Annotated in this window: 22 protein-coding genes and 3 pseudogenes; 18 read left to right on the top strand and 7 right to left on the bottom strand. The window is 58.2% G+C overall.

Annotated features, from left to right (window positions below; translation table 11 throughout):
- Positions 1 to 182 precede the first annotated feature (182 nt).
- Positions 183 to 455, top strand: coding sequence for a LexA family transcriptional regulator (locus ACFSNN_RS31010; protein ID WP_134465965.1), 273 nt, complete (start codon positions 183 to 185; stop codon positions 453 to 455).
- 98 nt (positions 456 to 553) lie between these two features.
- Positions 554 to 757 (top strand): hypothetical protein, encoded by a 204-nt coding sequence (locus tag ACFSNN_RS31015; RefSeq protein ID WP_134465964.1) that lies wholly within the window; start codon positions 554 to 556, stop codon positions 755 to 757.
- A gap of 173 nt (positions 758 to 930) precedes the next feature.
- On the opposite strand, the gene ACFSNN_RS31020 is transcribed toward ACFSNN_RS31015, so the two are convergent.
- A complete protein-coding gene (locus tag ACFSNN_RS31020) occupies positions 931 to 1,953 on the bottom strand; it encodes a helix-turn-helix transcriptional regulator (protein ID WP_134465963.1) in 1,023 nt (340 codons plus the stop codon).
- A 64-nt stretch (positions 1,954 to 2,017) separates the two neighbouring features.
- Here ACFSNN_RS31020 and ACFSNN_RS31025 point away from each other — a divergent pair, with 64 nt between their 5' ends.
- Complete coding sequence (locus tag ACFSNN_RS31025) at positions 2,018 to 3,016, top strand: XdhC family protein (protein ID WP_134465962.1); 999 nt, start codon at positions 2,018 to 2,020, stop codon at positions 3,014 to 3,016.
- A gap of 52 nt (positions 3,017 to 3,068) precedes the next feature.
- The gene (locus tag ACFSNN_RS31030) at positions 3,069 to 4,073 is read left to right on the top strand and encodes a winged helix-turn-helix transcriptional regulator (protein WP_134465961.1); all 1,005 of its coding nucleotides are present in this window, start codon (positions 3,069 to 3,071) and stop codon (positions 4,071 to 4,073) included.
- Between the two features lie 226 nt (positions 4,074 to 4,299).
- Here ACFSNN_RS31030 and ACFSNN_RS31035 read toward each other — a convergent pair whose 3' ends face one another.
- The gene (locus tag ACFSNN_RS31035; protein ID WP_134465960.1) at positions 4,300 to 4,629 is read right to left on the bottom strand and encodes a hypothetical protein; all 330 of its coding nucleotides are present in this window, start codon (positions 4,627 to 4,629) and stop codon (positions 4,300 to 4,302) included.
- Positions 4,630 to 5,084: 455 nt separating this feature from the next.
- On the opposite strand from ACFSNN_RS31035, the gene ACFSNN_RS31040 reads away from it, so the two are divergent.
- The 12 genes from ACFSNN_RS31040 to ACFSNN_RS31100 all read left to right on the top strand — a co-directional run bounded on the left by ACFSNN_RS31040 (position 5,085) and on the right by ACFSNN_RS31100 (position 19,867).
- A complete protein-coding gene (locus ACFSNN_RS31040) occupies positions 5,085 to 6,236 on the top strand; it encodes an iron-containing alcohol dehydrogenase (RefSeq protein WP_134465959.1) in 1,152 nt (383 codons plus the stop codon).
- A complete protein-coding gene (locus ACFSNN_RS31045) occupies positions 6,233 to 6,670 on the top strand; it encodes an acyl-CoA thioesterase (protein WP_377689230.1) in 438 nt (145 codons plus the stop codon). The genes ACFSNN_RS31040 and ACFSNN_RS31045 overlap by 4 nt, the downstream gene beginning before the upstream one ends.
- A gap of 50 nt (positions 6,671 to 6,720) precedes the next feature.
- A complete protein-coding gene (locus ACFSNN_RS31050; RefSeq protein WP_208949641.1) occupies positions 6,721 to 8,313 on the top strand; it encodes an enoyl-CoA hydratase-related protein in 1,593 nt (530 codons plus the stop codon).
- An 11-nt stretch (positions 8,314 to 8,324) separates the two neighbouring features.
- Positions 8,325 to 9,203: an FAD binding domain-containing protein gene (locus tag ACFSNN_RS31055; RefSeq protein WP_134465957.1), complete on the top strand. Its 879-nt coding sequence runs from the start codon at positions 8,325 to 8,327 to the stop codon at positions 9,201 to 9,203.
- Positions 9,200 to 9,736, top strand: a complete 537-nt coding sequence (locus ACFSNN_RS31060; RefSeq protein ID WP_134465956.1) for a (2Fe-2S)-binding protein — start codon at positions 9,200 to 9,202, stop codon at positions 9,734 to 9,736. The genes ACFSNN_RS31055 and ACFSNN_RS31060 overlap by 4 nt, the downstream gene beginning before the upstream one ends.
- Entirely contained in the window at positions 9,733 to 10,494 is a 762-nt protein-coding gene (locus ACFSNN_RS31065) for an N-acyl homoserine lactonase family protein (RefSeq protein ID WP_134465955.1), read from the top strand. The genes ACFSNN_RS31060 and ACFSNN_RS31065 overlap by 4 nt, the downstream gene beginning before the upstream one ends.
- Entirely contained in the window at positions 10,487 to 12,913 is a 2,427-nt protein-coding gene (locus ACFSNN_RS31075; protein WP_244323209.1) for a xanthine dehydrogenase family protein molybdopterin-binding subunit, read from the top strand. The genes ACFSNN_RS31065 and ACFSNN_RS31075 overlap by 8 nt, the downstream gene beginning before the upstream one ends.
- The gene (locus tag ACFSNN_RS31080; RefSeq protein WP_134465954.1) at positions 12,914 to 13,666 is read left to right on the top strand and encodes an SDR family NAD(P)-dependent oxidoreductase; all 753 of its coding nucleotides are present in this window, start codon (positions 12,914 to 12,916) and stop codon (positions 13,664 to 13,666) included.
- Positions 13,667 to 13,748: 82 nt separating this feature from the next.
- Positions 13,749 to 15,329 (top strand): class I adenylate-forming enzyme family protein, encoded by a 1,581-nt coding sequence (locus tag ACFSNN_RS31085; RefSeq protein ID WP_166799441.1) that lies wholly within the window; start codon positions 13,749 to 13,751, stop codon positions 15,327 to 15,329.
- Between the two features lie 23 nt (positions 15,330 to 15,352).
- Positions 15,353 to 16,834, top strand: coding sequence for an NADP-dependent succinate-semialdehyde dehydrogenase (gene gabD, locus ACFSNN_RS31090; RefSeq protein WP_134465952.1), 1,482 nt, complete (start codon positions 15,353 to 15,355; stop codon positions 16,832 to 16,834).
- Between the two features lie 806 nt (positions 16,835 to 17,640).
- Positions 17,641 to 19,296: an MFS transporter gene (locus ACFSNN_RS31095; RefSeq protein WP_134465951.1), complete on the top strand. Its 1,656-nt coding sequence runs from the start codon at positions 17,641 to 17,643 to the stop codon at positions 19,294 to 19,296.
- A 37-nt stretch (positions 19,297 to 19,333) separates the two neighbouring features.
- Positions 19,334 to 19,867, top strand: coding sequence for a gamma carbonic anhydrase family protein (locus ACFSNN_RS31100; RefSeq protein ID WP_134465950.1), 534 nt, complete (start codon positions 19,334 to 19,336; stop codon positions 19,865 to 19,867).
- 441 nt (positions 19,868 to 20,308) lie between these two features.
- On the opposite strand, the pseudogene ACFSNN_RS31105 reads toward ACFSNN_RS31100, so the two are convergent.
- Positions 20,309 to 20,460 (bottom strand): annotated as a pseudogene (locus tag ACFSNN_RS31105) (IS6 family transposase); the annotation flags it as partial.
- A 260-nt stretch (positions 20,461 to 20,720) separates the two neighbouring features.
- Here ACFSNN_RS31105 and istA point away from each other — a divergent pair.
- Together istA and istB are read left to right on the top strand one after the other, a co-directional pair.
- Positions 20,721 to 22,271, top strand: a complete 1,551-nt coding sequence (istA, locus tag ACFSNN_RS31110) for an IS21 family transposase (RefSeq protein ID WP_134465949.1) — start codon at positions 20,721 to 20,723, stop codon at positions 22,269 to 22,271.
- A 16-nt stretch (positions 22,272 to 22,287) separates the two neighbouring features.
- Positions 22,288 to 23,037, top strand: a complete 750-nt coding sequence (istB, locus tag ACFSNN_RS31115) for an IS21-like element helper ATPase IstB (protein ID WP_134465948.1) — start codon at positions 22,288 to 22,290, stop codon at positions 23,035 to 23,037.
- Positions 23,038 to 23,136: 99 nt separating this feature from the next.
- Here the strand turns inward: istB and ACFSNN_RS31120 are convergent.
- From ACFSNN_RS31120 to ACFSNN_RS31135, 4 genes and pseudogenes are all read right to left on the bottom strand, one after another.
- Positions 23,137 to 23,419 (bottom strand): annotated as a pseudogene (locus ACFSNN_RS31120) (DDE-type integrase/transposase/recombinase); the annotation flags it as partial.
- Between the two features lie 520 nt (positions 23,420 to 23,939).
- Positions 23,940 to 24,179 (bottom strand): annotated as a pseudogene (locus tag ACFSNN_RS31125) (IS6 family transposase); the annotation flags it as partial.
- 348 nt (positions 24,180 to 24,527) lie between these two features.
- On the bottom strand, positions 24,528 to 25,148 hold the full coding sequence (locus ACFSNN_RS31130; RefSeq protein ID WP_134465947.1) for a hypothetical protein: 621 nt from the start codon (positions 25,146 to 25,148) through the stop codon (positions 24,528 to 24,530).
- Positions 25,149 to 25,162: 14 nt separating this feature from the next.
- Complete coding sequence (locus ACFSNN_RS31135; protein WP_134465946.1) at positions 25,163 to 26,011, bottom strand: hypothetical protein; 849 nt, start codon at positions 26,009 to 26,011, stop codon at positions 25,163 to 25,165.
- Between the last annotated feature and the right edge of the window lie 49 nt (positions 26,012 to 26,060).

The raw sequence follows: 26,060 nt of genomic DNA on the forward strand, positions 1-26,060 counted from the left end.
TTACCTTCGTCGCGATCATGCCTTACTCGCGCGCGTAACGTCGAGATCGGCCGCCGTGAGTCGCTTGCTACAGAATTGTCGCTTTGACTATTTTCTCTGTGTGACTTTCCTTATCCCCACCCGACGCAAACTTGGTTGACAAGTGTCCGCCCGGACACTATCGGTGTGTACGAACGGACACTATGGGAGCCGCCACGCCACCGACCAACAAGGACGCCGAGTACCTCGGCCGCCTGCAGGACTACTTCGCCGACAATCGACGCATCCTCTCCATGTCACGCATCGCCGAGGTGATGGGGTTTGCCTCCAAGGCCGCCTCAAAGCGTCTCATGGAGCGCCTGGAAGTGGCCGGTTGCATCCAGCGCACGCCGGACGACGACGCTTGGATCCCGAGCAACCGCTTCTTCGAGCGGACGCTGGCCGATTCAGCGGTCCGGGCCGCGCGCCGGACATGATTGAGGGGGCGAGGTTCAAACCAGGGTAACAGGCGAGCCACCTGATGGGGCTGTCACGGCCGATAATGACAGCCCATTTTTTCAGTCGTGGTGCATGCATGAATCAATCGGCTGGCGCGGCAGCGAAGCGGCTGCCTGAGAGTGAACGCAAGCAACTGGCCGTTCAGGCGCTGGCGGGGTCGGAAACGATCAGTGAACTGTCTGCCAGGCTCGGCGTGAATGGCAAGTTTGTCTACGCGCTACGGGGCAAGGCGAGCGACGCGCTCGATGTTGCGTTCTCTCTGACGGCGCCCGATGACTAGGTTCTGTTCCAGTTGCCGGTCACCCGGCCCTGGCTGCGTCACGTGATGCTCGGGCTCACGTGTTACCCCAAATCGGCGCTTTTTGAACCGCATTGTTTAACGGGCTGACTTACGACTGCAACGCGCCACCTGATTGCCCCATCCGCGCTGCTTCAAACTATGCGTTCATAATTCTATTGACGCTGCGGTCGGAATTCTTCTCCGTGTGACGCTTTGGATGTATCCGCGGTGTTCTTCGAATTCCGCATCTGGGTTTGTTCGATTCGGTCGCGTAAAGCGAGATACGTTTCAACCAGGGCCATTTTACTGGTGTCGTGCGTAAGATCCGCTAGTGCATACTTGTCGCGTCTCGACGCCAAGATACGACGCAGGTCGTCGGTCGCCTCGTTGTAGCCGACCATAGGACGCAGGTCGCCTTGCGAGATGACCCGAGACATGTGATCGTCTGGGCTGGCGGTCAGCCAAACGATGAAGCAATGCTTAAGTACAAGGTTGTACGTCTCGCTTTCGCCAACGAGGCCGCCGGGCACTGCGATTACTGCGCGAGGATATTTCTCGATGGCGTGTTCGAGCGCTCTGCGCTCATACCTCCGATAGGCTGCCTCGCCGTACAGCGCATAAATTTCCGGGACCGGACACCCGGCTATTTCAACTACCAGGCGGCTAAGCTCTATAAAGCAACACTTTCTTTCTTCGGCAAGCATCCGCCCTAGGGTAGATTTCCCGGCGCCTCGCAGGCCTACCAAAGCGATCCGCTCGGTCCGCTGCGGGTCCTGCGCCACGGACCGACTGGTTAGACCGTCAAGAATCTGGCGGAACGCCCGAAGCTCTTCGCTGCTTTTGCCGCGGAGCATTGATTGGAGTTCGCCCCATTCCTCCTGGCCTGCTGTATCTTCTGATGACAAGAGGTCGACCGGCTCACAACAAAGCGCGACCGCAAGTTTGCGGAGTACCAGGATCGAAGCATTGCCCGAACCTCCCTCCAATTTCGCCAGGTAACGTTCGGATACGCCGGCGTGTTCTGCGAGGCTCCTCCTGGTAAGCGCATGCCGCGCGCGCAGCGCCCGAACCCGGCTGCCGACGGTTCGGAGGAGCGAATCCTGCGCATCCTCCACACTGCCGTCTCTGTCCGCCCGATCGTCGGCCTGTTGGTGGCCGCCCGCGATTGTCCGCCCGTTTGAGGAAGTCAGTTTCATCGTCTATCCTGTGACTTGCATAAATAGACTATACTGCAGATGAGGAGACTTTGGCGAGGAGATCATGGACAGTATGGATAGGGATGTCCTGAGTGCGGCGGTCATGTGGCACCGGGCTGGCGAGGCCGTCGCGTTGGGAACTGTGATCCGGACCTGGGGTTCGGCGCCGCGACCGCTCGGGTCGATGGTCGTCATTCGAGGTGACGGTATTCTCAAAGGGTCGGTATCAGGCGGCTGTATCGAGGACGATCTGATTCTTCGAGTCAAATCGGGCGAGTTGCCGAAATCGTTGCCTTGTGAGGTGACGTATGGCGTATCGGCCGATGAGGCGCATCGTTTCGGGCTTCCGTGCGGTGGCACGTTGAAGCTGATCGTGGAGCCCGTCGGGCCTGCATCTGGCCTTGAGCGACTGTTGGAGTTGACCGGGCGTGGTGCTGTCGTTGGGCGCACGTTGGATATGAGCAGCGGGCGCGCTGCTGTCCGTGAGTGCAGTAGGTCTCGCGACGTCCAATTCGACGGACAAAGCTTGCGAACAGTCTACGGGCCTCAATACCGTCTGATAATCGTAGGGGCGGGTCAGTTATCAGAGTACGTCGCGCGTATGGCTGTCCCCCTTGGGTATGACGTCATCGTGTGCGATCCGCGGGAGGGGTATGCATCCGACTGGCCCGTTCCGCATACACAGATAACTCGTGAGATGCCGGACGATCTGTTGATTCGCGTTGGACTGGATCGGCACACCGCCGTTGTCACACTCACACACGACCCAAAGTTGGATGATCTGGCGCTCATCGAGGCGTTGAACTCCAACGCGTTTTACGTCGGAGCCATCGGTTCCCGGGCGAACAATTCGAAGCGGCGCGCACGGCTACGCTTGTTTGATCTTCGCGACGACCACATTGCAAGACTTCGAGGGCCAATCGGGCTTCACATCGGCGCACAAACGCCCCCGGAGATTGCTGTATCCATTCTTGCGGAGATGACTGCAATGCGGCATTCCGTACCGGTTCTGCAGGGGCACCAGATGCGGGAAAGTCCGGCTCAATCGGCCCACGCAGCGTGAAGTAAAATATGAGATTGCGGTGGTCCGCGTCCAGAAGATATCGATAGGTTTTATGGCAAAGCCCGCAACACTTGAAGCTGACAGTCACCGCGCCTCGGACGCCCGTTTCGCTTCCGTCGAGCGCTACTCGTCCGTCGCGCGCACTGTTGAAATCCTTTCGGATCCGTGGGGATTTCTCGTTTTGCGCGAGTGTTTTTTTGGCGTGCGACGGTTTGAACAGTTCCAGAGCCTTTTGCAGGTTCCACGGACCACGCTTGTGGAGCGACTGAAGAAGTTCACTGGCCTCGGGTTGTTGCGAAAGCAGATTCCTTCGACGGGCGGGGCTCGTCATGAGTACCGCTTTACTGACAAGGGCCGCGACCTCTACGCCACGATGATTGGACTCCTCGCCTTCGGGGATCAATGGCTGAGCGGTGACGCACTTCCGCCGCTGAAGCTCATCCATAAACCTTGTGGATGTGAGTGCCATCCGCGTGTGGCATGTTCGCATTGTCACGGCGAGATTAATCCGCGTCAGGTGCACTATCGCGATGGTGCCGGTGCGGGTGAAGCAGCACGAAATGAAGACCGCAAGCGTTCGCGCCGTGCCTCCGACCCCACCGTGCTAGAGCGGGTGCGGCCGTGTTCTGTAGCTCGAACTCTTCAGATCATTGGAGATCGTTGGAGCTTTCTGGTCATTCGCGAGTTCTTTTACGGGGTTCGACGTTTCGACGAATTCCAGACGCGGTTGGGCATCGCTACCAACATACTTGCTGACCGGTTGCAGCGCTTGGTGGAGCAGGGCGTCGCCAGCAAGACGCTTTATCAGGAAGGCCCGAAGCGCTACGAATATCGCCTCACGGAGATGGGGCGAGCGCTGTACGGTCCGATGCTCATCATGATGCATTGGGGCGATAAGTGGCTCTCCGGCGGTAAGCCGCCCCTCAAACTTCGACACCGGGAATGCGACCAGGATTTCCACGCTATTGTGGTCTGTGACAAGTGTGGAAACGAACTGGATGCGCGAGAAATGGGCTATGTCCTGCGATATATGCTTCCCGAACTTGATGCCGCATAGCAACGACATTTGCTCTGCCGGGTCTTGCTGAGAGCGGCCGGGGATTGCGCGCCTTCCCTGCGCGTCGGCGCCCGTGGGCACTTCCAAAAATTAGTGGGCCGACGCGGTATGCGATGTCTTGGCGACAAATACTGCTGCTTCTTCCCACTGTCAATCGGCAGGTGGGTTGCACCTTTCTCGCAGTCGCGCACACACCTGAGGGGGAAGTCTCAATCCACAGACGCTGCTAGCGGACTTGCGACGTCGACGCGCTTTGTGCATCAGCGTCGGGTACGACGCACTCAATGCCGCAAACGTCGAGAAGGCGCCAACCAGTGGCAGGCACCTCAACGACTTCGAGGCAAGCATCGTCTCCGCTTGCCGAGGGTCCCATCTTCTCTACCACTTCGACTAAGACTGGGTCGCTGCGGCGCGCATATTGGTGGGCGAATTGACGCGACAACGTCACACCTGACTCACTGTGCGTCCCGCTCCGCCCACTCATCCGCAGATAGCGACGCGCGGCCTCGTCACTCAAGTTAAACGCGCCTACTTCCCTGTTGATAACGATCTTCATAGGGGTCTCCATTTAGACGAGTAGGTGAAGCGCCACGGCTCTGTCTCTCCGGTCCGCCGCCCCGTCGAGTCGAACCAATCATACTGCCCATTCGGCATAGTCCCCCTCGATCCCCGCTCGCCGAACCTTATAGCGCGAGCATCTCCATGGTGTCACGATTGGAACGAGTAATGCAAGTTACCTTTGCATGATCTGGAGCAATGCGTTGTCAGGGCCTACTGACAGCCGCAGCTTCGACGCCATTCCCCGCCCTGATGCCCGTCTGCGCATGTGTTTCGAGGGAAACTTAAGTAATCAGACGGATGCGCGATCAGAAGATGTGAGAGAGTCTTACGGTTCCCGGGCGAGGGAAAACCCGCTTGCAAAGTGAGTCTTGGCTAATTATAGTCTTGTTATGCAAGTGACTAACGCGCGCATCGAGATTTTCACGATGCTCGTCAGGCCAAGGAGATATCGTGATCAGTTTTGAATTCCAGTCGACCCGTTCCACCGTCGTCGGACCCGGCGCTTCCGCCCGTTTGGGCCAGATTGCCACGCGTTTGGGCTGCCGGAATATTCTTCTGGTGACGGATAAAGGTGTGGTGGACAACGGCTTGACCAAGTCGGCGCTGCGCAGCTTCGCTGCCGAAGAGATCGCGGTAACGATCTACTGTGACGTACAGGCGGATCCGCCCGCGCACGTGATTCTTGCAGCGACAGATGCCGCGGTCCAATCGGGTGCTGACGGCGTCATTGGGCTCGGTGGCGGAAGCTCGATGGACGTAGCAAAGCTTGTCGCGCTTCTGGCGCACGGGACGGAGAAGCTCGACGAGATCTACGGCGTCGGCGTTGCGAAAGGTCCCCGGTTGCCACTCATTCTGGTGCCGACAACCGCTGGCACAGGGTCGGAGGTGACGCCTATTTCCATCGTCACGACAGGTGAGGGCGAGAAGAAAGGCGTCGTGTCCCCCGTTCTTTTGCCCGACATTGCCGTGCTGGACGCTGAACTGACGCTGGGTCTTCCTGCAGCTGTGACGGCTGCGACGGGCATTGATGCGATGGTGCATGCGATTGAGGCATACACGAGCAAGCGTTTGAAAAATCCTGTGTCAGATTGCCTGGCCCGAGAGGCCCTGCGCCTGCTCAGCTTAAATATTCACGAAGCCTGTTCCAATGGAACGAACTGCGAGGCGCGTCAGGGGATGCTGCTGGGGGCAATGCTCGCGGGCTTGGCGTTTGCCAATGCTCCGGTTGCCGGCGTTCACGCGCTCGCATATCCGGTCGGCTCTCGGTTTCACGTGCCACACGGCTTGTCGAATTCTCTTGTTCTGCCCGCGGTCATGCGCTTCAACCTTGAAGCGGCTGAATCGCTTTACGCAGAACTGGCGCCTGTTGTGATTCTCAATGTCCAGGGAACCCAGGCTCAAAAGGCTCAGGCGCTCGTCGAGCGTCTCGCGGTTTTACCGGCAGAATTGGCGTTGCCGACCCGCCTCCGGGACGTCGGCATTGCGGCCGCCGACATCACCGCATTGGCCGAAGATGCGATGCGTCAGACGCGCCTCCTCGTAAACAATCCGAGAGAAATTGCCATCGAAGATGCTAAGTCGATCTACGAGGAGGTCCTGTGAGCGAGAAGGCCAGGCCGACGCGTCGTGAAGCATACCGTCACTTCACGATATTGCCGACGCGCTGGGGGGATAACGACGTGTACGGCCACGTGAACAACGTTGTCTATTACGCGTTCTTTGACACCGCTGTGAACCGCCACCTGATCGAGCAAGGCGTTCTCGATATCGCTAACAACAAAATCGTTGGCCTCGTTATCGAAACGAAATGTACGTTTTTCTCTTCAGTGGCGTTTCCAGACACCGTCCACGTTGGCTTAAGGGTGATACACCTTGGTAACTCAAGCGTTCGATATGAAATTGCTCTGTTCCGCAACGAGTCCGACGAGGCCTCCGCGGTTGGCCAGTTTGTGCACGTCTATGTGGAGCGCGCAAACAATCGCTCCGTGCCCATTCCGGATGCCGTGCGTGCTGTTCTGGAATCGATAGCCGCATAAGCCCAGTTCATCGCAAGCGCAAAACATACTGTGAGACGGAGGAGTCAATAATGGAAATGGTCGGCGAAGCGAGGCTGGAGGCTGCGCGCGAAGTCGTGTGGGAAGCGCTGAATGATCCCGCGGTCCTGCAAGCGAGTATTCCAGGGTGCGAATCCCTCGAAAGCACAGCTGAGAATGAGTTCACAGCAACGGTCGTATCAAAGGTCGGGCCGATCAAAGCGCGATTCGCTGGCAAAGTCAGCCTCTCGAATATTGCCCCGCCGCGTAGCTACACGTTGACTGGGGAAGGTTCAGGCGGTGCGGCGGGGTTCGCGCGTGCCGATATTGAGGTGTCGCTTGACGCTCTTGAGCCGACGGTGACACTCCTGCGTTACGGAGTGAAGGCAAACGTGGGCGGCAAGCTGGCGCAACTCGGCTCCCGCATGATTGATGCGGCGGCACGTAAATCTGCCGATGACTTCTTTGAACTGTTCCGCAAGCAGGTGGACGGCCGCGCGTCAGACTCCACTTCGGTCTCTGCCGGACAACCGGCTGGCATGCACGCTTTCATGCAGGAACTCTCGGCCCCGGTAGCCGAAGTCGCGACCTTGGAGGCCCCAGTAGCTGCGCCGGCAGCCGTTGCTGCACCTGCTGCAGCCAATGCGAAAGCGTCGACGCTGGAGGCGGCGGCAGCGCCAACCGCGCCCGAGCGTGCTGCGGCGCCGCGGGATGATCCTGCGCAGCTTGCGCCGGTACTAACACCCGTGTCACCAGTGCCGGCCGCAGAAGCGCAGGCAGCGGTGATGGACGTGTTGACTTCAGAAAAGATCAAGGTCTGGATTTCTGATCAGGTCGCCGTCGTCACGCTAAACCGTCCTGGCAGCCGAAATGCTATGACTTACGGGATGTGGCTTGCGATGCCGTCGATCATGGCCGCACTCGACCGCAACCCGGAAGTGCGCGCCGTGATTCTAACTGGCGCAGGCGCGGACTTTTGTGCCGGGGCCGACATCGCCGAATTCGAGAAGGTCCGCGCTGACGTCGCGCAGGCTACGACGTATGAAGTCGCCGTTGACGCCTGTTGCGATGCCATCGCAAACATATCGAAGCCGACGGTCGCAGTACTGCGGGGCTACTGCCTGGGAGGGGGAGCCCATCTGGCCATGTCCTGCGATTTCCGTTTTGCGGGTCAGGACGCGTTGATGGGAATACCTGCCGCGCGTCTGTCGATCATTTACGGCGTGAAGGGAACGCGCAAGCTGCTGTCCCTGGTCGGGCTCTCCGAAGCAAAGAAGATTCTATATGGCGGCCAGCGGTTTGGCGCCCCCCACGCTCTGAGAATCGGTTTCGTAGATCAGGTCGCCGGCCTTGGCGTGGTTGCTTCAGGCCGGTCTTTTTGGGAGCGCCTTATCGGCGCGAAGCAGCAGGTTGCCAAAAGTGACCCAATGGCCGAGGCCCGTGCTTTTGCCACATCGCTGGCGGGCAATGCGCCGCTGAGCATGGCAGGCGCCAAATACCTTCTCAACGGGATGGCGATGGGCACGGGCGCTCTCGATCTGGTCAGATCTGAGGCGCTAATTGCCGCAGCAGCTGCAAGCGAAGATTACCGCGAAGGGCGCGCTGCATTCGGTGAAAAGCGTTCGCCAAAGTTTCAGGGCCGCTAGACGGGATCACTATGAAACCTGCTCCTTTTGACTACTGTTGTCCCGACACCATCGACGAAGCTGTTGAGGTGCTTGCAGCTAACGTCGATGATGCCAAGCTGATGGCAGGTGGGCAGAGTTTGACGCCAATGTTGAACTTCAGGGTCGTCCGGCCGGCGCTCATCATCGATATCAGCAGGCTGCTAGAACTCGAGTACGTCCGCGAACGCAGAGACGGCGGACTCACGATCGGCGCTCTGACGCGGCATCGAGTTCTTGAAACTTCGGCGTTGGTTGCAAGCCGTTTTCCTGTGATTCCGGAAACGATGCACAACGTTGCCCATCTCGCGATTCGGAACCGCGGCACGATCGGCGGAAGTCTGTCGCACGCTGATCCCGCCGCAGAGCTGCCGATGCTGAGCCGTCTTCTCGACGCCGTGATCGTTGCTCGTTCGGTTCGGGGAGAACGGGAAATCCCGGCATCCGAATTCTTTGTCGCGCCGCTGACGACCGCGTTGGATGATGACGAAATTGTCGTCCGTGTCGAACTCCCGGGATTGCCCGCTGGCATGGGCTGGTGCTTCCATGAGTTTGCGCGGCGCGCAGGTGACTTCGCGCTTGCAGCTGTTGGCGTGTTACTCGATGTGCAGGGCGGTGAGATCCGCGAGGCCCGCGTCGCGATGATGGGTGTCGGTGATACGCCGATGCGCCGTCCCGAAGCCGAAGCAGTTCTGACTGGGAAAGCGCTCTCCGACGAGGTGATGGCCGATGCCGTCCATGCAGCCTGCGATTCGCTGCAACCGAATACCGATCTGCATGCTTCGCCTGAATTCCGCCGTCATCTTGCCGGCGTATTGATGGAGCGTGTCACACGCAAAGCGTGGCAGCGCGCCGCGGGAGTAGCTCAATGAGTGATACCGAAATCCCCCTCAAACCTCTCTGGGTCCTGGTCAATGGGCAAGTCCACGAGGATCATGTCGAACCACGTCTTCTACTGTCCGATTATCTGCGGCACACGCTTGGGCTGACGGGAACCCACGTTGGCTGCGAGCACGGGGTTTGCGGTGCATGCACGGTGATGGTTGACGGCGACAGCGTGCGGTCGTGTCTGATGCTCGCGATCCGTGCAAATGGTTGTGAAGTCCGCACGGTCGAGAGTATGGGCACCGTCGACGCGCTCAGTCCTTTGCAGGAAGCTTTTCGGGAGCATCACGGCTTGCAGTGCGGTTTCTGTACGCCAGGCATGCTGGCCAGCTGTGCAGATGCGCTGCAAAAATATCCGCTCGATAGCGATGAAGAGATCAGGGATGTTCTCTCGGGGAACCTCTGTCGCTGTACGGGCTATCAAGGCATCGTTGAGGCGGTTCGCGTCTGCGTGACCGGACGAAACGCGCTTCGCGATGCTGCAGGAAGCCAGAAAATCGGCAAGGACGATACACCATGAAAATGCATATTCTCAACGGTGGTCGACTGCGTATGCGCAAGAGCGTTTATCTACCGGAAGCGGAGCGCACCGAGACAATCGATTTGCCGGTTTCCTGCGTTCTGTTGCGCCATGCGCAGGGCAACGTCCTTTTCGACACCGGATGCCATCCGGATACCGCGGTAGATGCGACTGGCCGTTGGGGCGCGATGGCCAAGGCAATGATGCCTTTGAGCGGTCCCGAGGACAACGTTGTCTCACAGTTGGCAACGCTAGGATTAGTGCCGGATAACATTGACGTCGTGGTCAACTCGCACCTGCACTCTGACCATTGTGGATGCAACGGGTTTTTTAAACGCGCCACGTTCTTCTGCCACTACAAGGAACTGGAGGCTGCTCAGGGTCCAGACGCGGTGCAGAAAGGATACATCCCGGCCGACTGGGAGCATCCCATGCCGACCGAAGCCATTGACGGTGAACATGACGTTTTTGGCGACGGGAGGTTAGTTCTGGTACCTCTGCCTGGACACACACCGGGAAGCCTTGGCGCGGTCGCGACGCTGAGCCGGGATGGCAGTTTCCTGCTCGCTGCGGACGCAGTTGCCATGAGGCCCAATCTCGACCGCGAGGTGATGCCGCGCAACACGTGGAACCCTGACCTGGCGATGGCTTCACTGCGCGAAGTCCAACGTATTGCCGCGTCCGGAGCAAAGGTCATATTTGGCCACGACCCGGTCCAATGGGCGGAAATGCGTAAAGGGGAGGATCGATATGAGTGAGCGTAACGATCGGTGGGCCCAACCCGTTTCGCCGGATTCAGATGTGCGCGAGCGGACCCGCGACAAGCTGGTCGGGCAGCCCGTCAGGCGTGTTGAAGACGCCCGACTCCTGACTGGACTGGGTCGGTATGTCGATGACCGTCCGAGTGGTCACGCTTTGCATATGGCTATCCTGCGAAGTGACCAGCCGCATGCGCGAATCGTTGCAATCCACGCGGACGCTGCCAGAGGGATGCGCGGGATCTACGGCGTCTACACGTGGCAGGACATCGAGCGGCTTATCAAGCCAGCGCTTGCTGTATCCCGTATGAGTGGTTATCAGCCCACGCCAATCCATGCGCTAGCGAATGGGAAAGTGCATTTCGTTGGTGAGCCTGTCGTTGCGATCCTGGCGGAGAACCGTTATCTCGCGGAGGACGCGCGGGACGCCATCGAGGTGGAATATGAACCTCTACCGGTCTGCACAGATGCGGAGGCCGCCGCATTGGAGGACGCTCCTCTGCTGCACGAGGGATTCGAAAGCAACGTCCTCGTCGAGCGCAGCTTTGTTCGCGGCGAGATCGAACAGGCGTTTACTAATCCTCCTGTTCTGGTCGGGGGCCGGTTCCGTTTTCACAGGAAGACATCGGCAGCCATGGAGCCGCGCTGCTATCTCGCTGAGGTTGACGCAGGGCGAGACGCGCTCACTTTATACACGTCCAGTCAGGTGCCGGGCATCATCCGCGACGCCCTGGCCGACCTGCTGGACATACCAGGCAACCGCCTCACGACGATAGCACCCGACGTCGGCGGAGGCTTTGGTGGCAAAACGTCGCTTTACCAGGAGGAAATGCTCGTATGCGTTCTTGCGCGGAAAATCGGCAAAAGCGTGAAGTGGACTGGCGACCGCCTCGAAGATCTGCTTTCCACCAGCCAGGCATTCGATGAACTGGTGACTGCGGAGTTGTCGCTTGACGCTCATGGTCAGATCTTGGGTCTGCGTGCTGACGTGGTTGGTGATGTGGGCGCGTATTCCATTTACCCGTGGACCTGCGGGATCGAGCCGGTACAGGTAATCAGCTTTCTGCCGGGCCCATATCGCGTGCCCGCATATCACGGCCACGTCAGGGGAGTTACCACGCCGAAGGCGCCTACCGGGCCTTATCGCGGCGTTGGCAGACCGACTTCCACCTTCGCGATGGAACGCCTCATGGATATGGCGGCTAAACACCTAGGTCTTGACCCGGCTGAAATTCGCCGTCGGAACCTGGTCCGGGATGAGGAGTTTCCTTACCGTACGCCGGTCGGCATCGTGTGGGACAGGTCTGCTTTCATGGGCGGTCTTGAAGGCGCGATGGAGCGTTTTGACTACGACGCTGCCCGCGAAGCGCAGGCGAGGGCGCGTGCTGAAGGTCGATGGATCGGCATTGGCGTTGCCTGTTATGCGGAACTCTCTGGAATCGGATCGCGCATCTCAGCATCTCCCGGGATGCCAATCAACACGGGAACCGACACGTGCGTCATCCAGCTTGATTCGACGGGCTCAATTACTGCTTCGTTCGGTTGTGCCTCGCATGGCCAGGGCCATGAAACCACACTTGGGCAAGTACTCGCCGATGAGCTCGGTGCGCGCCTCGAAGACCTTCGCGTTATTACGGGCAACAGCTCGACCGTGCCACACGGTACGGGTAGCTATGCCAGCCGCACTGCAGTCATCAGTAGCGGGGCGGGGATATTGGCAGCGCGTGAGCTTCGCGAGCGCATGCTGCGGGTCGCTGCTCACTTACTCGATAGTCCTGTCGAGTATCTCGAATGCGTCGACAGTTCGATTCGTGTGCAGGCAGGGGACGAACGGATCACTTTTCCGGAACTTGCCCGTGCGCTGTACTCGCAGATGGGAAGGGTCCCGGCCGATGTGCGCGAAGAAATGTGTGTCACGCGTGTCTACGACCCGGTCGTCGGCACGACCAGTTCGGCCACGCACCTCGTGCAGGTTGAGGTCGACCCGCAGACTTACGCGGTGCACATCCAGCGATACGTCATTGCCGAGGACTGCGGCCGAATCATCAATCCTCTCATCGTCGCAGGCCAGACGCGGGGTGCGCTTGCGCAGGGAGTCGGTGCCGCGCTGCTCGAGGAGGTCGTGTACGACGCAGACGGTCAGTTGCTTACCGCGAGCATGGTGGACTACCTGCTGCCGTCTGCGCCTGAGGTTCCAGAACTGGAGATGGTTCACCTGCATACCGAAGCGCCGAACACCCTTGGCGGGTTCCGCGGAATGGGCGAGGGCGGAACCATTGGTTCCCCAGCGGCGATTGCCAACGCAGTGGCCGACGCGCTTTCTCCGCTAGGTATCGAAATCAGCGAACTGCCTGTCACTCCAGAGCGCATCTTCCAGCTTATCCAATCAACGTCGCTTAAACGCAAAGAGGAGAATTAAATGAAGTTTGAACTGGACGGGAAGGTCGCCCTTATCACTGGCGGCGCTCGGGACGTTGGAAGAGAAATCGCGATCGGGCTTGCCGCCGAGGGCGCAAGTGTCGTCGTGAACTATCACGGCTCCCGTGACGGAGCTGAGTCGGTTGTGGCGGAGATCAGAGCCGCAGGGGGCAAAGCTTTGGCCATTGGCTGCGATATCTCCGACCGTCGGGCGGTGGACGACATGGTTGCGCAGACCGTCGAGGCATTCGGTGGACTCAACATCCTGGTGAACAATGCTGGCCTTGTGATCCGCAAGCGTTTCGCCGACAGCACACCAGAGGAGTGGCGCCGACAGATTGACGTGTGCCTGTATGGCACCCTGAATTGCACCCACGCCGCATTGCCACATCTTGAAGCGCAAAAGGGCAGTGGTCGGATCATAAGCGTCATGGGGGACTCTTCGCGGGTGGGCGAGTCTGGACTGGCCATTGGGGCTGCCGCGCGCGCCGCCAATATTGCATTGATGAAGTCCATCGCGCGTGAAACCCGTTCTGGAACGACTGCAAATGCGCTTGCTCTTGGCCTGATCGAGACAGCGCACGATCCGGAGTTTCTGGAAGCCAACCGCGAAAAGCTAACCAAGCTTTACCCATTGCGCAGGCTGGGGCAGCCGGGAGATGTGGCGCCCATGGCCGTACTTCTAGCCTCCGATAAGGGTAGCTGGATCACCGGTCAAGTCATTAGCATCAGCGGCGGTTTCAGCATGGTCTGAAGCGCACACTGGTGAACCCATCAGGACAGGGGATGGTTTGCATTGCGACATCGTCGCTGGCTACATCCCCCAGGAGACAGTCATGATTCAAACAGAACTAATCGCACCAGTTCACGAACTGCTGAAGCGGCATGCCACAGAAAGACCCGAGAAACTCTCGTTTGAGGACAAACGGTCGTCCCTGACTTACCGGCAACTCGAGGAAGTTACGGCGCGACTTGCCGTGCACTTTCAGGTTTCTGGCGTAGCGCCGGGAGATCGCGTAGCCGTCCTGTTGCCGAATTCAGTTGAATGGGTTGTAAGTTGCCTGGCTATCGTACGAGCTGGCGGCATCGCCGTGCCTGTGAGTCACGACGCCACGATTCCTGAAATCGAGTACAGGCTGACGGACGCATCGTGCGTAGCCGTCGTAACGAGCGATTCGAGAGAACTGGAAGTGAGGAAGCTCGGCAGGGGGATTCCTTCGCTCAAGGAATACGTCACGGTTCAATGGGGTACAGCACCCGTGATTGGGACCGAATACAGAAGAATAGTTGAAGAGAAAGTACAGGGCACACCTTTGGATGCTGATACGCTCGACGTGCCCGCGTTTGTGGTCTACACCTCGGGTACGACTGGTAAGGCGAAGGGGGTGCTCCTCACAACACGCAGCATGTTATGGGTAACGGCTTCCTGTTGGGCACCAATAGCCGGTCTGAATCAAAACGATCGTGTTCTGAACTGCCTACCACTATATCATTCGTATGCTCTTAACTTTGCGGTACTTAGCATACTGGCAGTGGGCGCGTCTGAATATTTGATGGACCGGTACTCGTCGAGAGAAGTGCCTAAGCTCCTTGCAAGCGGCGAATTCTCCGTGATGCCAGGCGTTCCGACCATGTTCCACTATCTGTTGGAAGGAGCGCATGGCAACGCCGTGAACGTGCTTCCAGGTATTCGACTTTGTGTGTCAGCCGGCGCAATCCTGCCAGCGGCTACAAACCAGGCCTTTGAGAAGCAGTTTGGCGTGAAGCTTCTTGATGGCTACGGAATCACGGAGACGTCCACCATGGTCACCATGAACTGGCCGACCGGCACTCGTCCTTACGGGTCATGTGGTTTGCCCCTGCCAGGCGTGGCAACTCGCATTGTTGAACCCGTCGGTATGCGCGACGTCAACGTGGGTGAAGAAGGTGAGTTGCTGGTTCGGGGACCGAATGTAATGAAGGGCTATTTGGACAAACCTGCTGAGACTGACGCTGCACTTCGGAATGGGTGGTACCACACGGGAGATCTTGCACGCTTCGACGCGGCCGGCTACATCACTATCACCGGGCGACTCAAGGAAGTGATTATTCGTGGTGGGCAGAACATCTCTCCTGCGGAAATTGAGCAGCTAGTTTCCGAATTTGAAGGGGTGATGGACTGCGCAGTTACCGGCTGCCAGCACGAGCACCTCGGCGAGGTGCCGGTTGTCTTTGTGGTTCAGCGTGAAGGTGAAACGGTTGACGTAGGAGCGCTGCTTGCGTACTGCAAAACACAATTATCAGCCTATAAGGTGCCGCATGCGGTGCACATTGTGGCCGAGATTCCGCGCACCGGATCGGGAAAGGTGATGCGCTTCAAGCTGCGTGAGGCGATTGAAGTCATCGCCGTTGCGCCCACGACCCGTGCATCCGGTTAATTTGACTGAAAAGGTTGAAAGTCATGGAAAAGAACATTTTCGCGGTCGCAGTACCGCTCAAGGATACTAGTCTCGTCAAGAACAAATGTCTGATTGGCGGCGAGTGGCTTGACGCTGACAGTGGCGCAACCATCGAAGTCACGAACCCCGCAAACGGAGATTCGCTTGGCACGGTTCCACGCATGGGAACCGAAGAAACCCGGCGCGCTATTGCGGCAGCAAACGACGCACTCAAAGAGTGGAGCGCGCACACAGGAAAAGAGCGGGCAGCTATTCTTCGTCGCTGGCACGATCTTATGCTCGAAAACAAGGAGGATCTCGCTGTCATCATGACGGCGGAGCAGGGCAAACCGTTGTCTGAAAGTCGAGGCGAAATCTCATACGCCGCCTCGTTTCTCGAGTGGTTTGCAGAGGAGGCCAAGCGCGTCTATGGCGACACTATTCCGGGACATGGTCGCGACAAGCGCATTATCGTTCTCAAGCAGCCGATCGGCGTATGTGCGGCCATCACTCCCTGGAATTTTCCTGCGGCCATGTTAACCCGTAAGATCGGGCCCGCCCTTGCTGCCGGATGCACGATGGTGCTCAAGCCGGCTAGTCAGACGCCTTTCTCAGCGCTCGCACTCTGCGTGCTTGCCGAGCGGGCCGGGGTGCCGAAGGGTGTTATCTCATGTGTGACGGGCGCTGCGTCCGCTATTGGTGGAGAACTGACCGCCAACCCGACCGTCCGGAAGCTGTCGTTCACTGGCTCGACTGAAATTGGCAAAGTGCTGCTGGCGCAGTGCGCTGCTACGGTCAAAAAAGCATCAATGGAGCTGGGAGGTAACGCACCCTTTATCGTGTTTGACGATGCTGACCTCGACGCAGCTGTCAAGGGAGCGATCGCCTCGAAGTACCGCAATGCTGGCCAGACCTGTGTATGCGCGAATCGTCTGCTGGTCCAGGACGGTGTCTACGACGAGTTTGTTCAGAAGCTGGCGGCTGAAGTCGAGAAATTAAGGGTCGGCGACGGTCTGGAGCAGACGACCTTGATTGGGCCGCTTATCGACGACAATGCGGTCGCCAAGGTCCATGAGCATGTAACGGATGCATTGGCGAAAGGTGCACGGCTAGTGCTCGGCGGACGGCATCACCCGAAAGGCGGCAACTTCTATGAGCCGACCATTCTTGCTGACGCAACGCCCGATATGCAGATATTCCGTGAAGAGACATTCGGACCGGTGGCGCCAATCTTCCGGTTCAGGACGGATGACGAAGCGATCGCGCTAGCGAATGACACTGAGTTCGGCCTCGCGTCGTACTTTTACGGGCGCGATATTGGTCGCATCTGGAAGGTTGCCGAAGCATTGGAATACGGAATCGTCGGCATCAACGAGGGCCTTATTTCGACGGAGGTCGCTCCGTTCGGCGGTGTAAAAGAGAGCGGTCTTGGTCGAGAAGGATCGAAGTACGGTATTGAAGACTATATGGAAGTGAAGTATCTCTGCATAGGCGGTATCGCCTGATTGGTGTGTCGAAGTGCGCCTGGCTCTCAGGCGCGTTACTTCCCTTCCTAAAAGCCAATGCGTCCAAATACGGCAGTACCCCGCGGCGGTCGCTGGCGCTCCAGCCCGTCAGCTTCTATTCCTCGGTTATGGGCTCGGTGGTTACGCCGCGGCGGCTCTTTGACTCGTGCGCTTCAGGCGCTCGGGAGCGTCGATGTAAGTGTTAATTTCGAAGGCGTCGTTAGCATGCATTCTGGCGAAATGCCGCTGCAATGCAAGCCCCCGTCCGTAGGCGGAGGCACCCGCAGGGCTGGCACGCCCACGTCGCCGCTGTGGGTGCGCGACATCACTCTTATCGTTGATAAAAAAGCCGTAGTATCTGCGCGCAGTATCGTCTCGACGCGTGATAGCCGCGCGTCCGCTTGGCAGCCTCCTGTATAACGACCCAACAATAACCCGTACAGAATTCGCATACGCGTCTTTTCTCTTGTCTGCTACGCCATTCTTTGATCGCAATCTTCTCGACGATGATAGTCAATCTAACCGGGCGTGGGCGCGGATTTCAGAATTCCACCGTGGATTGTCGCCGCTCGTTCTGACGGAGGTATTTCTCCCCGAGTTATGGTCGATGATTGAGGAAAGTAACGCCATGAGCAAGTGAGAAAACACGCGATGGCATCGGATGTTTTTCTGAAGCATTTGGTAAAACGCCGTATATGTAGGTGAAAACGTGGACGTGTTCGTTCTTGAAAGGTGGGCGTTTACTTCGTATAGTCTAGTAATGCAAGTCAATATAACAGGCAAATTTCAGGTTGGAGGAGATGGTCATGTCGATCACAAATCAGGCACTGCCAGCTGCACGAATGTCACAGGACGAGCGACTCGTCATCTTTGCGTCATCCCTCGGGACCGTCTTTGAGTGGTATGACTTTTTTCTGGCTGGATCGCTAGCCATCTTCATCAGCCGCAATATATTCGCCGGTGTTAACCCAACTGCTGGTTTCATCTTCACTCTCCTAAGCTTTGCGGCTGGCTTTGCAGTTCGCCCTTTTGGTGCTGTAGTCTTCGGTCGTCTTGGGGATTTAGTAGGACGGAAATATACGTTTCTCGTCACTATTCTGCTGATGGGAGCGTCAACATTTTTCATCGGATTATTGCCGGGCTACGCAACAATAGGGATAGCATCTCCGATCCTGTTTATCGCGATGCGCATGCTTCAGGGTCTTGCGCTTGGCGGTGAATACGGAGGCGCTGCGACCTACGTTGCGGAGCATGCTCCCAGTGATAAGCGGGGAGCGTGGACGGCGTGGATTCAGATGACCGCGACGCTCGGTTTGTTCCTGTCGCTGATCGTGATTCTCGGCGTCAGGACTGGGACGGGAGAAGGTCCTTTTGCAGACTGGGGGTGGCGCGTGCCGTTTCTACTCTCGATAGTTTTGCTTGCAATCTCGGTATGGATTCGCCTCAAGCTCCACGAGTCACCCGCTTTTGAAAAGATGAAGGCCGAGGGAAAGGTATCCAAAGCACCGGTCTCCGAAGCCTTTGGGCAATGGAAAAATCTCAAGCTGGTTCTGATCGTACTGTTTGGTCTTACGGCGGGGCAGGCTGTGGTCTGGTACACGGGGCAGTTCTACACCTTATTCTTTCTTACCCAGACGCTTAAGCTCGACGGTCCGACCGCGAACGTCATACTTGCGATTGCGTTGGTCATCTCAACACCGTTCTATCTGGTCTTTGGCTCGTTGTCCGACCGGATCGGCCGGAAGCCAATCATCCTTGCAGGCTTTGTTCTTGCGGCCGTCACCTATTTCCCTCTCTTCAAAGGGTTGACACATTACATTAACCCCGCCCTTGAGAGCGCGCAGCGTAGCGCGCCAATCGTCGTGAGGGCAGATGCCTCTCAATGTTCGTTTCAGTTCAATCCTGTGGGCACTGCAAACTTTACGAGTTCATGCGATATCGCAAAGGGAGCGTTGTCGAAGGCTGGGTTGAACTATCAGAATGAAGCGGCCCCAGCGGGTTCGACGGCGACCGTGACAATTGGCTCGGTGATGATCTCCGCGTATGACGCAAAAGGTCCGGATGCGAAGGCGCGTGGTGCTAGATTTGACAATGAACTGAAGTTGAATCTGCAGCGCTTTGGATATCCGCTTAAAGCAGACGCTTCTCTCATGAACAGGCCGATGGCTATTCTGCTTCTGGCCATTCTCATGATCTACGGAACCATGGTGTATGGGCCAATCGCAGCGATGCTTGTGGAGTATTTTCCAACGCGAATCCGTTACACCTCGATGTCCTTGCCGTACCATATTGGAAACGGATGGTTCGGAGGATTTTTACCGGCGTCGACATTCGCGATTGTCGCCGCGCAAGGCAGCATCTACTCCGGGCTATGGTATCCAATTGTTATAGCGGTTGCGTCGTTCGTGATCGGATTTATCTTTGTTCGAGAGACACGTTGCATGGATATCAACGTCGGGTAGTTTGGATCCACAGAAGTGCAAGAGGCAAAGGTGCAGCATGCCAATCTACGAGTTTCAAGGGAACGCACCAAAGATTGATCCCGGTGCGTTCGTTCATCCGTTGGCGTCTATTATCGGCGACGTCCAGATAGGGGCGCGCTGCTACATCGGCCCGTTTGCGTCAATCCGTGGTGACTTCGGCGCAATCGTTATCGGCGAGGGCAGCAACGTGCAGGATGGTTGTACCTTGCATGTTGGGCACGGCCGTCGATGCGAACTCGAACCGACTTCCCATGTCGGGCATGGGGCGGTAGTTCACGGTGCTTTCCTGCGACGCAACACTTTGATCGGGATGAATGCGGTCATCATGGACGACGCTGTCATCGGGGAGTCCTCGATCGTAGCTGCGTGCGCATTTGTGAAAGCCGGCTGGGAAGTGCCGCCCGGATGCCTTGTAGCTGGCATTCCAGCGCGCGTGGTCCGCCAGCTTGAGGAGGGCGAGCGTGAGGGAAAAGCAACGGCCACGCGCAAATACCAGGAACTCGCGGTTGCTTGTCTTTCCACTTTACGCGAGGTGAAGACCAGCCCTTAGTTTTAATCGCGTAGGAGACGCTTGCCAACGTAGGGCGCACGGTTGTCGGCAATGTTCGGGCGCGACGTACGGAAATTCTCGGTGGTGAGATGCTATCTGCATATCAAAATGGGTTGTACCGGGACGCAACCTTCGGCATCAATCGCGGGGCGCCGGAAGGGATTGTGGCAGTCGAACAATAAGACTACACCGAGATTGGGTGGCCCGCACTGTGCCTGGAGTGGCATGATCAGCGGCAACCTACCGGCGAAAAGCCAACGCTTCGATGACCTCTTGAAGACTGCCAACCGCGTCCGTAGATTACGCCAATGCAAGCAAGGATCCTGGGCACGCCAGATAAGGCATCGCCGCCGTTTCGCGCGCCCTTGTGCGCGTTGCGTTTTAGCGGCTTTGTCGCGGTAATGCTTAAAGAGCCCGCGATATCGATATGCAAAGTACTGCTTATATTGTGACGTCGTAGAATTGATCAGCGTCCGACCGATGTGTCCGCGAGCACGCTGCATCGGTCCTTTTGCGATCATATGCATCAGCTCAATTCCGGCGAGCAAGATCCGGGCACAGCGAAAAGACTTGAAACCGAGCATTGGTCGCGTGTGCGTATTTCGGCGAAGCCGAACAGAGATTTCGGTTGATATCGAATAGGGTTTTCGCTGGAAGATGAACACGCGTTTCGGTTGAAGTCGAACAAAGACGCTGATGTTCCGAAACGGTTGTTCGATTTGCCGAAACGCCTGTTCGGATTCCCGGAATGAGTGTTCGGCAAACCGAAACCGATCGTCGGCTTCATCATGGCGGTGCTGCGTATGGACCAATCTGCCGGCATTAAGGTGGCTCCCTTTGGGAGTTATCGACGATGCCGGCTCACCGGACGACCATGCGCAGAATCAAGGAAGTGCTCCGCCTGAAGTGGGCATGCAATCTCACGCACCGACAGGTACAGGGCGCGCTCGGCGTCGGCCTCGGGACGATCACGCAATACCTTCAGCTCGCCACCGCGGCAGGGCTCGATTGGGCTGCGGCCGAACCACTGGAAGAGGACGAGCTTGAGCGGCGCATCCTGTCGCCGGCTTCGTCGCCGACGCCGACGAAGCGGGTCGAGCCAGATTGCAACGTGATCCACCGGGAATTGCGCCGCAAGGGCGTGACGTTGCAACTGCTCTGGGAGGAATACGTTGAGTCCCATCCCGGCGGGCGCACGTACCGCTACACGCAGTTCTGCCAGCGCTACAAGGACTGGGCGCAAACGCTCAAGCGTTCAATGCGTCAGCAGCACCGCGCCGGCGAGAAGTTGTTCGCCGACTTTGCCGGACAGACCATGCCGGTCCTCGCTCGCGACGGCGGGGTTGCCTTCCAGGCCCATATCTTTGTTGCTGTGCTCGGCGCATCGAATTACACGTATGCCTGTGCGACACGCTCGGAGACGACGGCGGACTGGATTGGCGGCCTGATCGACGCGATGGAATTCTGTGGCGGCGTTCCCGAACTGCTCGTCCCGGACAACCCCCGCGCGCTAATCGCGAAGCCCGACCGGTACGAGCCTGGTCTCGGTCGAACCACGCAGGACTTCGTGAACCACTATGCCACCGCGATGCTCCCGGCCCGGCCGCGCAAGCCACAGGACAAGGCCAAGGTTGAAGTCGGCGTACAGATCGTCGAGCGCTGGATTCTGGCCCGGCTGCGCAATCACCGCTTCTTCAGCCTTGCCGAACTGAACAGAGCGATCGGCAAGCTCATCACCGACCTGAACCAGCGCCCATTCAGGAAGCTCAAGGGAAATCGCCGGGAATGGTTCGAACGGCTCGACCAGCCGGCGCTGCGTGCGCTGCCCGCGCGTCGCTACGAGATCGCCGCGTTCCAGAAGTGCCGCGTGAACATCGATTACCACGTCGAGGTCGACCACCACTATTACAGCGTGCCGCACAGCCTGGTTCGTCAGGAAGTGTACGCTCGCGTCACCCGTCATGGCGTTGAGATCCTGCACGGCGGCAGGCGTGTCGCCGCACACGCGCGCAGTCGGCTCAAAGGCAAGCACACAACTCTGCCCGAGCACATGCCAGCAGCCCATCGTGCCCACATGGAATGGACCCCAGGTCGCCTTCTGAACTGGGGCGCCTCGATCGGCCCCGGCGCTCAAGCCATCGTCAACCACCTGCTGACCAACCGCCCGCATCCCGAAATGGGCTACCGGGCCTGCCTTGGCCTGCTGGGGTTCGCCCGCAAGTACGGCAAGGAGCGCCTCGAAATCGCCTGCCAGCGCGCGCTCGTCATTGGCTCGCCAACGCGCCGCTCGGTGCTCTCGATTCTCAAGTCCGGCCTGGACCGGCAACCCGCACTCCCGTTGCAGCTGACCGAATGGCATTCACCCGAGCACGAGAACGTGCGAGGCCCCGACTATTACCACTGACCCAAGGAGGTCGCGTATGTTGATGCAGCAAACCCTCTCCCAGCTCAAAGCCCTCAAGCTCGACGGCATGGCGCGCGCCTTCGAGGAGCAGGTCTCGCTCACCGCCAGTTCGAGCCTGTCATTCGAAGAGCGCTTTGGCATCGTCGTCGATCGTGAATTGGCATGGCGCGACACGCGACGACTCGAACGCCTGATGAAGGCTGCAAAGTTGAAGAACCCGCAGGCATGCATCGAAGATATCGAATACCGGCAGAGTCGCGGACTTGATCAGCGGGTCGTGGCCACGCTCGCCGGCTGTGACTGGATTCGCAACGCGCAGAACATCATCCTGAGCGGGCCGACCGGCGCGGGCAAGACATGGATCGCCTGCGCGTTCGCGCAGCAAGCCTGCCGGCAAGGCTTCTCGGTACTGTATGTGCGTGTTGCCCGCCTGTTCGAGGAACTGAAGATCACACATGGCGACGGCAGCTTCACCCGACGCCTCGCGCAACTCGCAAAAATGGACGTTTTATTGCTTGATGACTGGGGCCTGCAGGATCTCGATTCGGGCGCGCGTAACGATCTGCTCGAGGTGCTCGACGATCGCGTGGGCACACGCTCGACAATCATCACCAGCCAGTTGCCGCTCGAACACTGGCATGCCTGGCTACAGGATCCGACGCTCGCTGACGCCATTCTCGATCGCCTCGTGCATCAGGCCCACAAGCTTCCGCTGAAGGGCGACTCGATGCGCCGAAAGAATAAGCCCGATGACGGCGTAGCCTGATCCCGAACACTCACGCTACAATCCATGCACCTCGCAGCACAGCCCTCCAGCTTGTTCGACTTCACCGAAACGAGCGTTCGCCTTCCCCGAAATCCGCAGTCGCGTGCGTCTCTTGATCGCCGGATGGTCCTCCTCGACTAGATTATTGAGATATTCGGACTGGCGGATCTTGGCGGGCACTTCACGATCGGCATTGATCGTTTCGAGAGCGGCGAGATTGGCGCCGCTTCGGTCGATCGTCACGATGTCGGGGGCGCGGTTCCGATCGATAGGTCCTCAAAATACCGCCGCGCCGCGATCTTGTCACGATGGGCCTGAAGCAGGAAATCGACCGTGTGCCGGCCTCGTCGACTGCGCGGTACAAATATTTCCACTGCCCCTGTGCAAGCCTCCCCAGTTCACTTGCTGGACTCAATCGCACGAGCGAGGTTGCCTGTCGCAGTCTTTATCCTTGCTTGCCGCAAGTCGTCGGAGATATCACGGTCTAGCTGCACGCTCTCCGTGATGCCCTGCTGGCCGGCTTACATCTCCGGCCAGTATTCGCGGCGTCGGGCCCTACATGTGACCGACGCCGATCCGCGTCCTGCCTGTTAAGCGGTGTAGACGGCAGGAGTGACGGTTCAACCCTCAGATGCGTTCAAACAGGTTCGTGTCCCTCAATCGTCCCATGTTCAGCCTGGAAGCTCATCTTGGCGTAACCGCTTCGCCTCACGCTCCATTTCCCACGGACTTCGTCACCTTGCCAGTGTCGGCAAGTCACCGTCGCTTCGGCTCACTTCCTCTCGCGGCAGAAGAAGGGCATACGCCGGTACTGCAACAACAACTTCTCCGAGTTGTGCATTCCAAGCATGCTCAAGCAACTTCACCCCCAACACGGGCGGGCTACGTCGGCTCGGCGTACTGTACGTTTCGTCGATACGCCAGCTCTTACCGACTGCGCGCGTGCGAAAGCGAAACGCTTTCTCCAAGGCGGGCAACAGCATCACCGCCCCGCGGTGCACGGTCGGGTGATCGACCGCAGTGCCGCGCTCGGCCATCATCTGTTGAAGATGGCGTAGACTCGACCGATAAGCTACATACTATCGGACACAAGTCAACATGACGTCGAGCGAATACTGTAGCCGTTTGAGCACCCTTGCCATGGCCGGATTCAACGTATTCGTCGAGGTTTCTGTCGTTCACCTTGTTCCGTACATCATAGCGGACTGCGTTATTGCGACAGAGCCCTTTTTGTCGCTGCCCTCCCATATAGCATCTAGGAAGTACCAGTCTCTGGCGAGACCTGCCTTCTCACTCTCCGTGAGACGGCTCCGGTCAATAGGACTATTTCAAATCAGTGGGCAGTCGTTGACGGCGGACGGACTATCTATATTGGTTCGATGAGGCCCGATCAATTCAACAACCGCGATACTAATCTGGGCTCAGCAATCGCTTGCCCAGCGCGCTACGCTGCAAAATCTGTGAGCCGGGGATGCGAGCGTGCGATCTGCTTAGTCGAGATTTCCGGGCGGCTTGTCGTATCGCACGGCCCGAGCATTGCGCTCGCATACGGCCGACGGGTTGCGCCAGTTAGGCACGATGCGCATAAAGTCGTCAAAATAAGCGACCGCAATCGACGGTTCTTCGAGCAGATTCTCGCGAAACGATTGCCACACCTTGATGTTTGCCAGCTTGTCGGACGGGCAAACGATCCGATCGCATTCTTGTAAGATAACCTTGCGCACGAGTTCTATTAAGAAGATGGTCAGTATGAAGCCGGTGGGCCACCATTTTGCGATCGAGTTGTCCTCAGTCGGCGATGCCACATCATCTACACGGGGCACGGCATTTACCGCGTGCGCCTTCAGGAGTTCTGCCAGCAGACGACCAACGAGAAACTGAAAATAGTCTGGCGCGTTCTGTTGGAGGTAGTGCCGGTGATTCTCAATAGTCTGCGCCCAAATAAAAAAAGCGCTGGCGAGTGCGCGGTCGTCGGTTTCGACGGACACGCCGTAGGCGGAAGACATCGACCGGCAGTGCTCGCCAAGCAACTCTTTGAAAGACGATAGCCTAGTCGCCGCCTTCCAGACGTTCGGTACGTGACCTTTTATCGTTACGAGATCCTCAAGCATGGCAGGCTTCCATATCAAAGATATTTGACGATTGCTGCAAATTCCTGCTGCAAGGCCTCTTCGGGCATTGCGTCGCGGAGAGCGGCGCGAAGTCTCAACTCCCGACTGCCTAGGATGTCCGCCGCTAGACTGAGCGTCTCGTCAGGGGCCGCTGGTAACGAGTCCGGGCATAGGCTTCTCGCGCACCCGACGAGCCCAAGCACCAGGAACACATAGGCATTCGGTTCGGCAACCAGCCACCAGGGCGCGAGAACGTCAGGGAGTTCCACGAACCTTGCGCTGCGGATGGGGTGCTTGTCGATGAGCGACATCGTCAGCCGGGCGAAGATCCCGCTGGCTTCCTCCAGGGGGTTCCCGGCGGGGGTATCTGCTTTGTCTTCAGACGGTGGCCGCAGGGTGGGGCTTTCGCAGAAGGCTATGAAAGCGTCATTGATCCGGTGTTCAAAGATTAGCACGTCCCGAGCCCCCGTCCGGAGAATGAAGCGTTTCGCGGCAGCGTAATAGATGGCTGGATAACCGCGAACGAGTTTCATGTCCTCAGCGCAGTGAATAAGGCATTGGACATCAATATCAACAGTGACTGGAAGCTTCCAGTGATCCTGTAAGGGGGGAATGGCGTGACCGGCGTAGGTCTCCGCGGTCTCGAGAAGGGAATCCGCCAGATGCCCGACAGAACCGAGAAACTGCGGTAACGGCGGGCGCGGAAAGGTTGCCTGAGGAGAAGAATTTTTCGTCTTCACGGACTCCGTGCCCGGCACATTGCGCGCTGTGTAACGGAGTTGTCTGGCGCAGTCGACGAGCGCGATCCGGACCTGGTTTAAATCTGGGGCGATGTGACGGGGGATCAACGACTTGGCTTCCATGACCACCTCAGGAATGCAATGTTTGAAGTTAAGATAGCACGATTGTTCA

Origin of the sequence: Paraburkholderia dipogonis, assembly GCF_042680985.1 — a bacterium.
Classification (GTDB): domain Bacteria; phylum Pseudomonadota; class Gammaproteobacteria; order Burkholderiales; family Burkholderiaceae; genus Paraburkholderia; species Paraburkholderia phytofirmans.

Coding starts and splice junctions, on each gene's coding strand:
- ACFSNN_RS31095 (WP_134465951.1), top strand. CDS start 17,641: ATGTCGATCACAAATCAGGCACTGCCAGCTGCACGAATGTCACAGGAC.
- ACFSNN_RS31025 (WP_134465962.1), top strand. CDS start 2,018: ATGGACAGTATGGATAGGGATGTCCTGAGTGCGGCGGTCATGTGGCAC.
- istB (WP_134465948.1), top strand. CDS start 22,288: ATGTTGATGCAGCAAACCCTCTCCCAGCTCAAAGCCCTCAAGCTCGAC.
- ACFSNN_RS31050 (WP_208949641.1), top strand. CDS start 6,721: ATGGAAATGGTCGGCGAAGCGAGGCTGGAGGCTGCGCGCGAAGTCGTG.
- gabD (WP_134465952.1), top strand. CDS start 15,353: ATGGAAAAGAACATTTTCGCGGTCGCAGTACCGCTCAAGGATACTAGT.
- ACFSNN_RS31135 (WP_134465946.1), bottom strand. CDS start 26,011: ATGGAAGCCAAGTCGTTGATCCCCCGTCACATCGCCCCAGATTTAAAC.
- ACFSNN_RS31015 (WP_134465964.1), top strand. CDS start 554: ATGAATCAATCGGCTGGCGCGGCAGCGAAGCGGCTGCCTGAGAGTGAA.
- ACFSNN_RS31030 (WP_134465961.1), top strand. CDS start 3,069: ATGGCAAAGCCCGCAACACTTGAAGCTGACAGTCACCGCGCCTCGGAC.
- ACFSNN_RS31130 (WP_134465947.1), bottom strand. CDS start 25,148: ATGCTTGAGGATCTCGTAACGATAAAAGGTCACGTACCGAACGTCTGG.
- ACFSNN_RS31085 (WP_166799441.1), top strand. CDS start 13,749: ATGATTCAAACAGAACTAATCGCACCAGTTCACGAACTGCTGAAGCGG.
- ACFSNN_RS31060 (WP_134465956.1), top strand. CDS start 9,200: ATGAGTGATACCGAAATCCCCCTCAAACCTCTCTGGGTCCTGGTCAAT.
- ACFSNN_RS31020 (WP_134465963.1), bottom strand. CDS start 1,953: ATGAAACTGACTTCCTCAAACGGGCGGACAATCGCGGGCGGCCACCAA.
- ACFSNN_RS31080 (WP_134465954.1), top strand. CDS start 12,914: ATGAAGTTTGAACTGGACGGGAAGGTCGCCCTTATCACTGGCGGCGCT.
- istA (WP_134465949.1), top strand. CDS start 20,721: ATGCCGGCTCACCGGACGACCATGCGCAGAATCAAGGAAGTGCTCCGC.
- ACFSNN_RS31010 (WP_134465965.1), top strand. CDS start 183: ATGGGAGCCGCCACGCCACCGACCAACAAGGACGCCGAGTACCTCGGC.
- ACFSNN_RS31065 (WP_134465955.1), top strand. CDS start 9,733: ATGAAAATGCATATTCTCAACGGTGGTCGACTGCGTATGCGCAAGAGC.
- ACFSNN_RS31100 (WP_134465950.1), top strand. CDS start 19,334: ATGCCAATCTACGAGTTTCAAGGGAACGCACCAAAGATTGATCCCGGT.
- ACFSNN_RS31055 (WP_134465957.1), top strand. CDS start 8,325: ATGAAACCTGCTCCTTTTGACTACTGTTGTCCCGACACCATCGACGAA.
- ACFSNN_RS31075 (WP_244323209.1), top strand. CDS start 10,487: ATGAGTGAGCGTAACGATCGGTGGGCCCAACCCGTTTCGCCGGATTCA.
- ACFSNN_RS31035 (WP_134465960.1), bottom strand. CDS start 4,629: ATGAAGATCGTTATCAACAGGGAAGTAGGCGCGTTTAACTTGAGTGAC.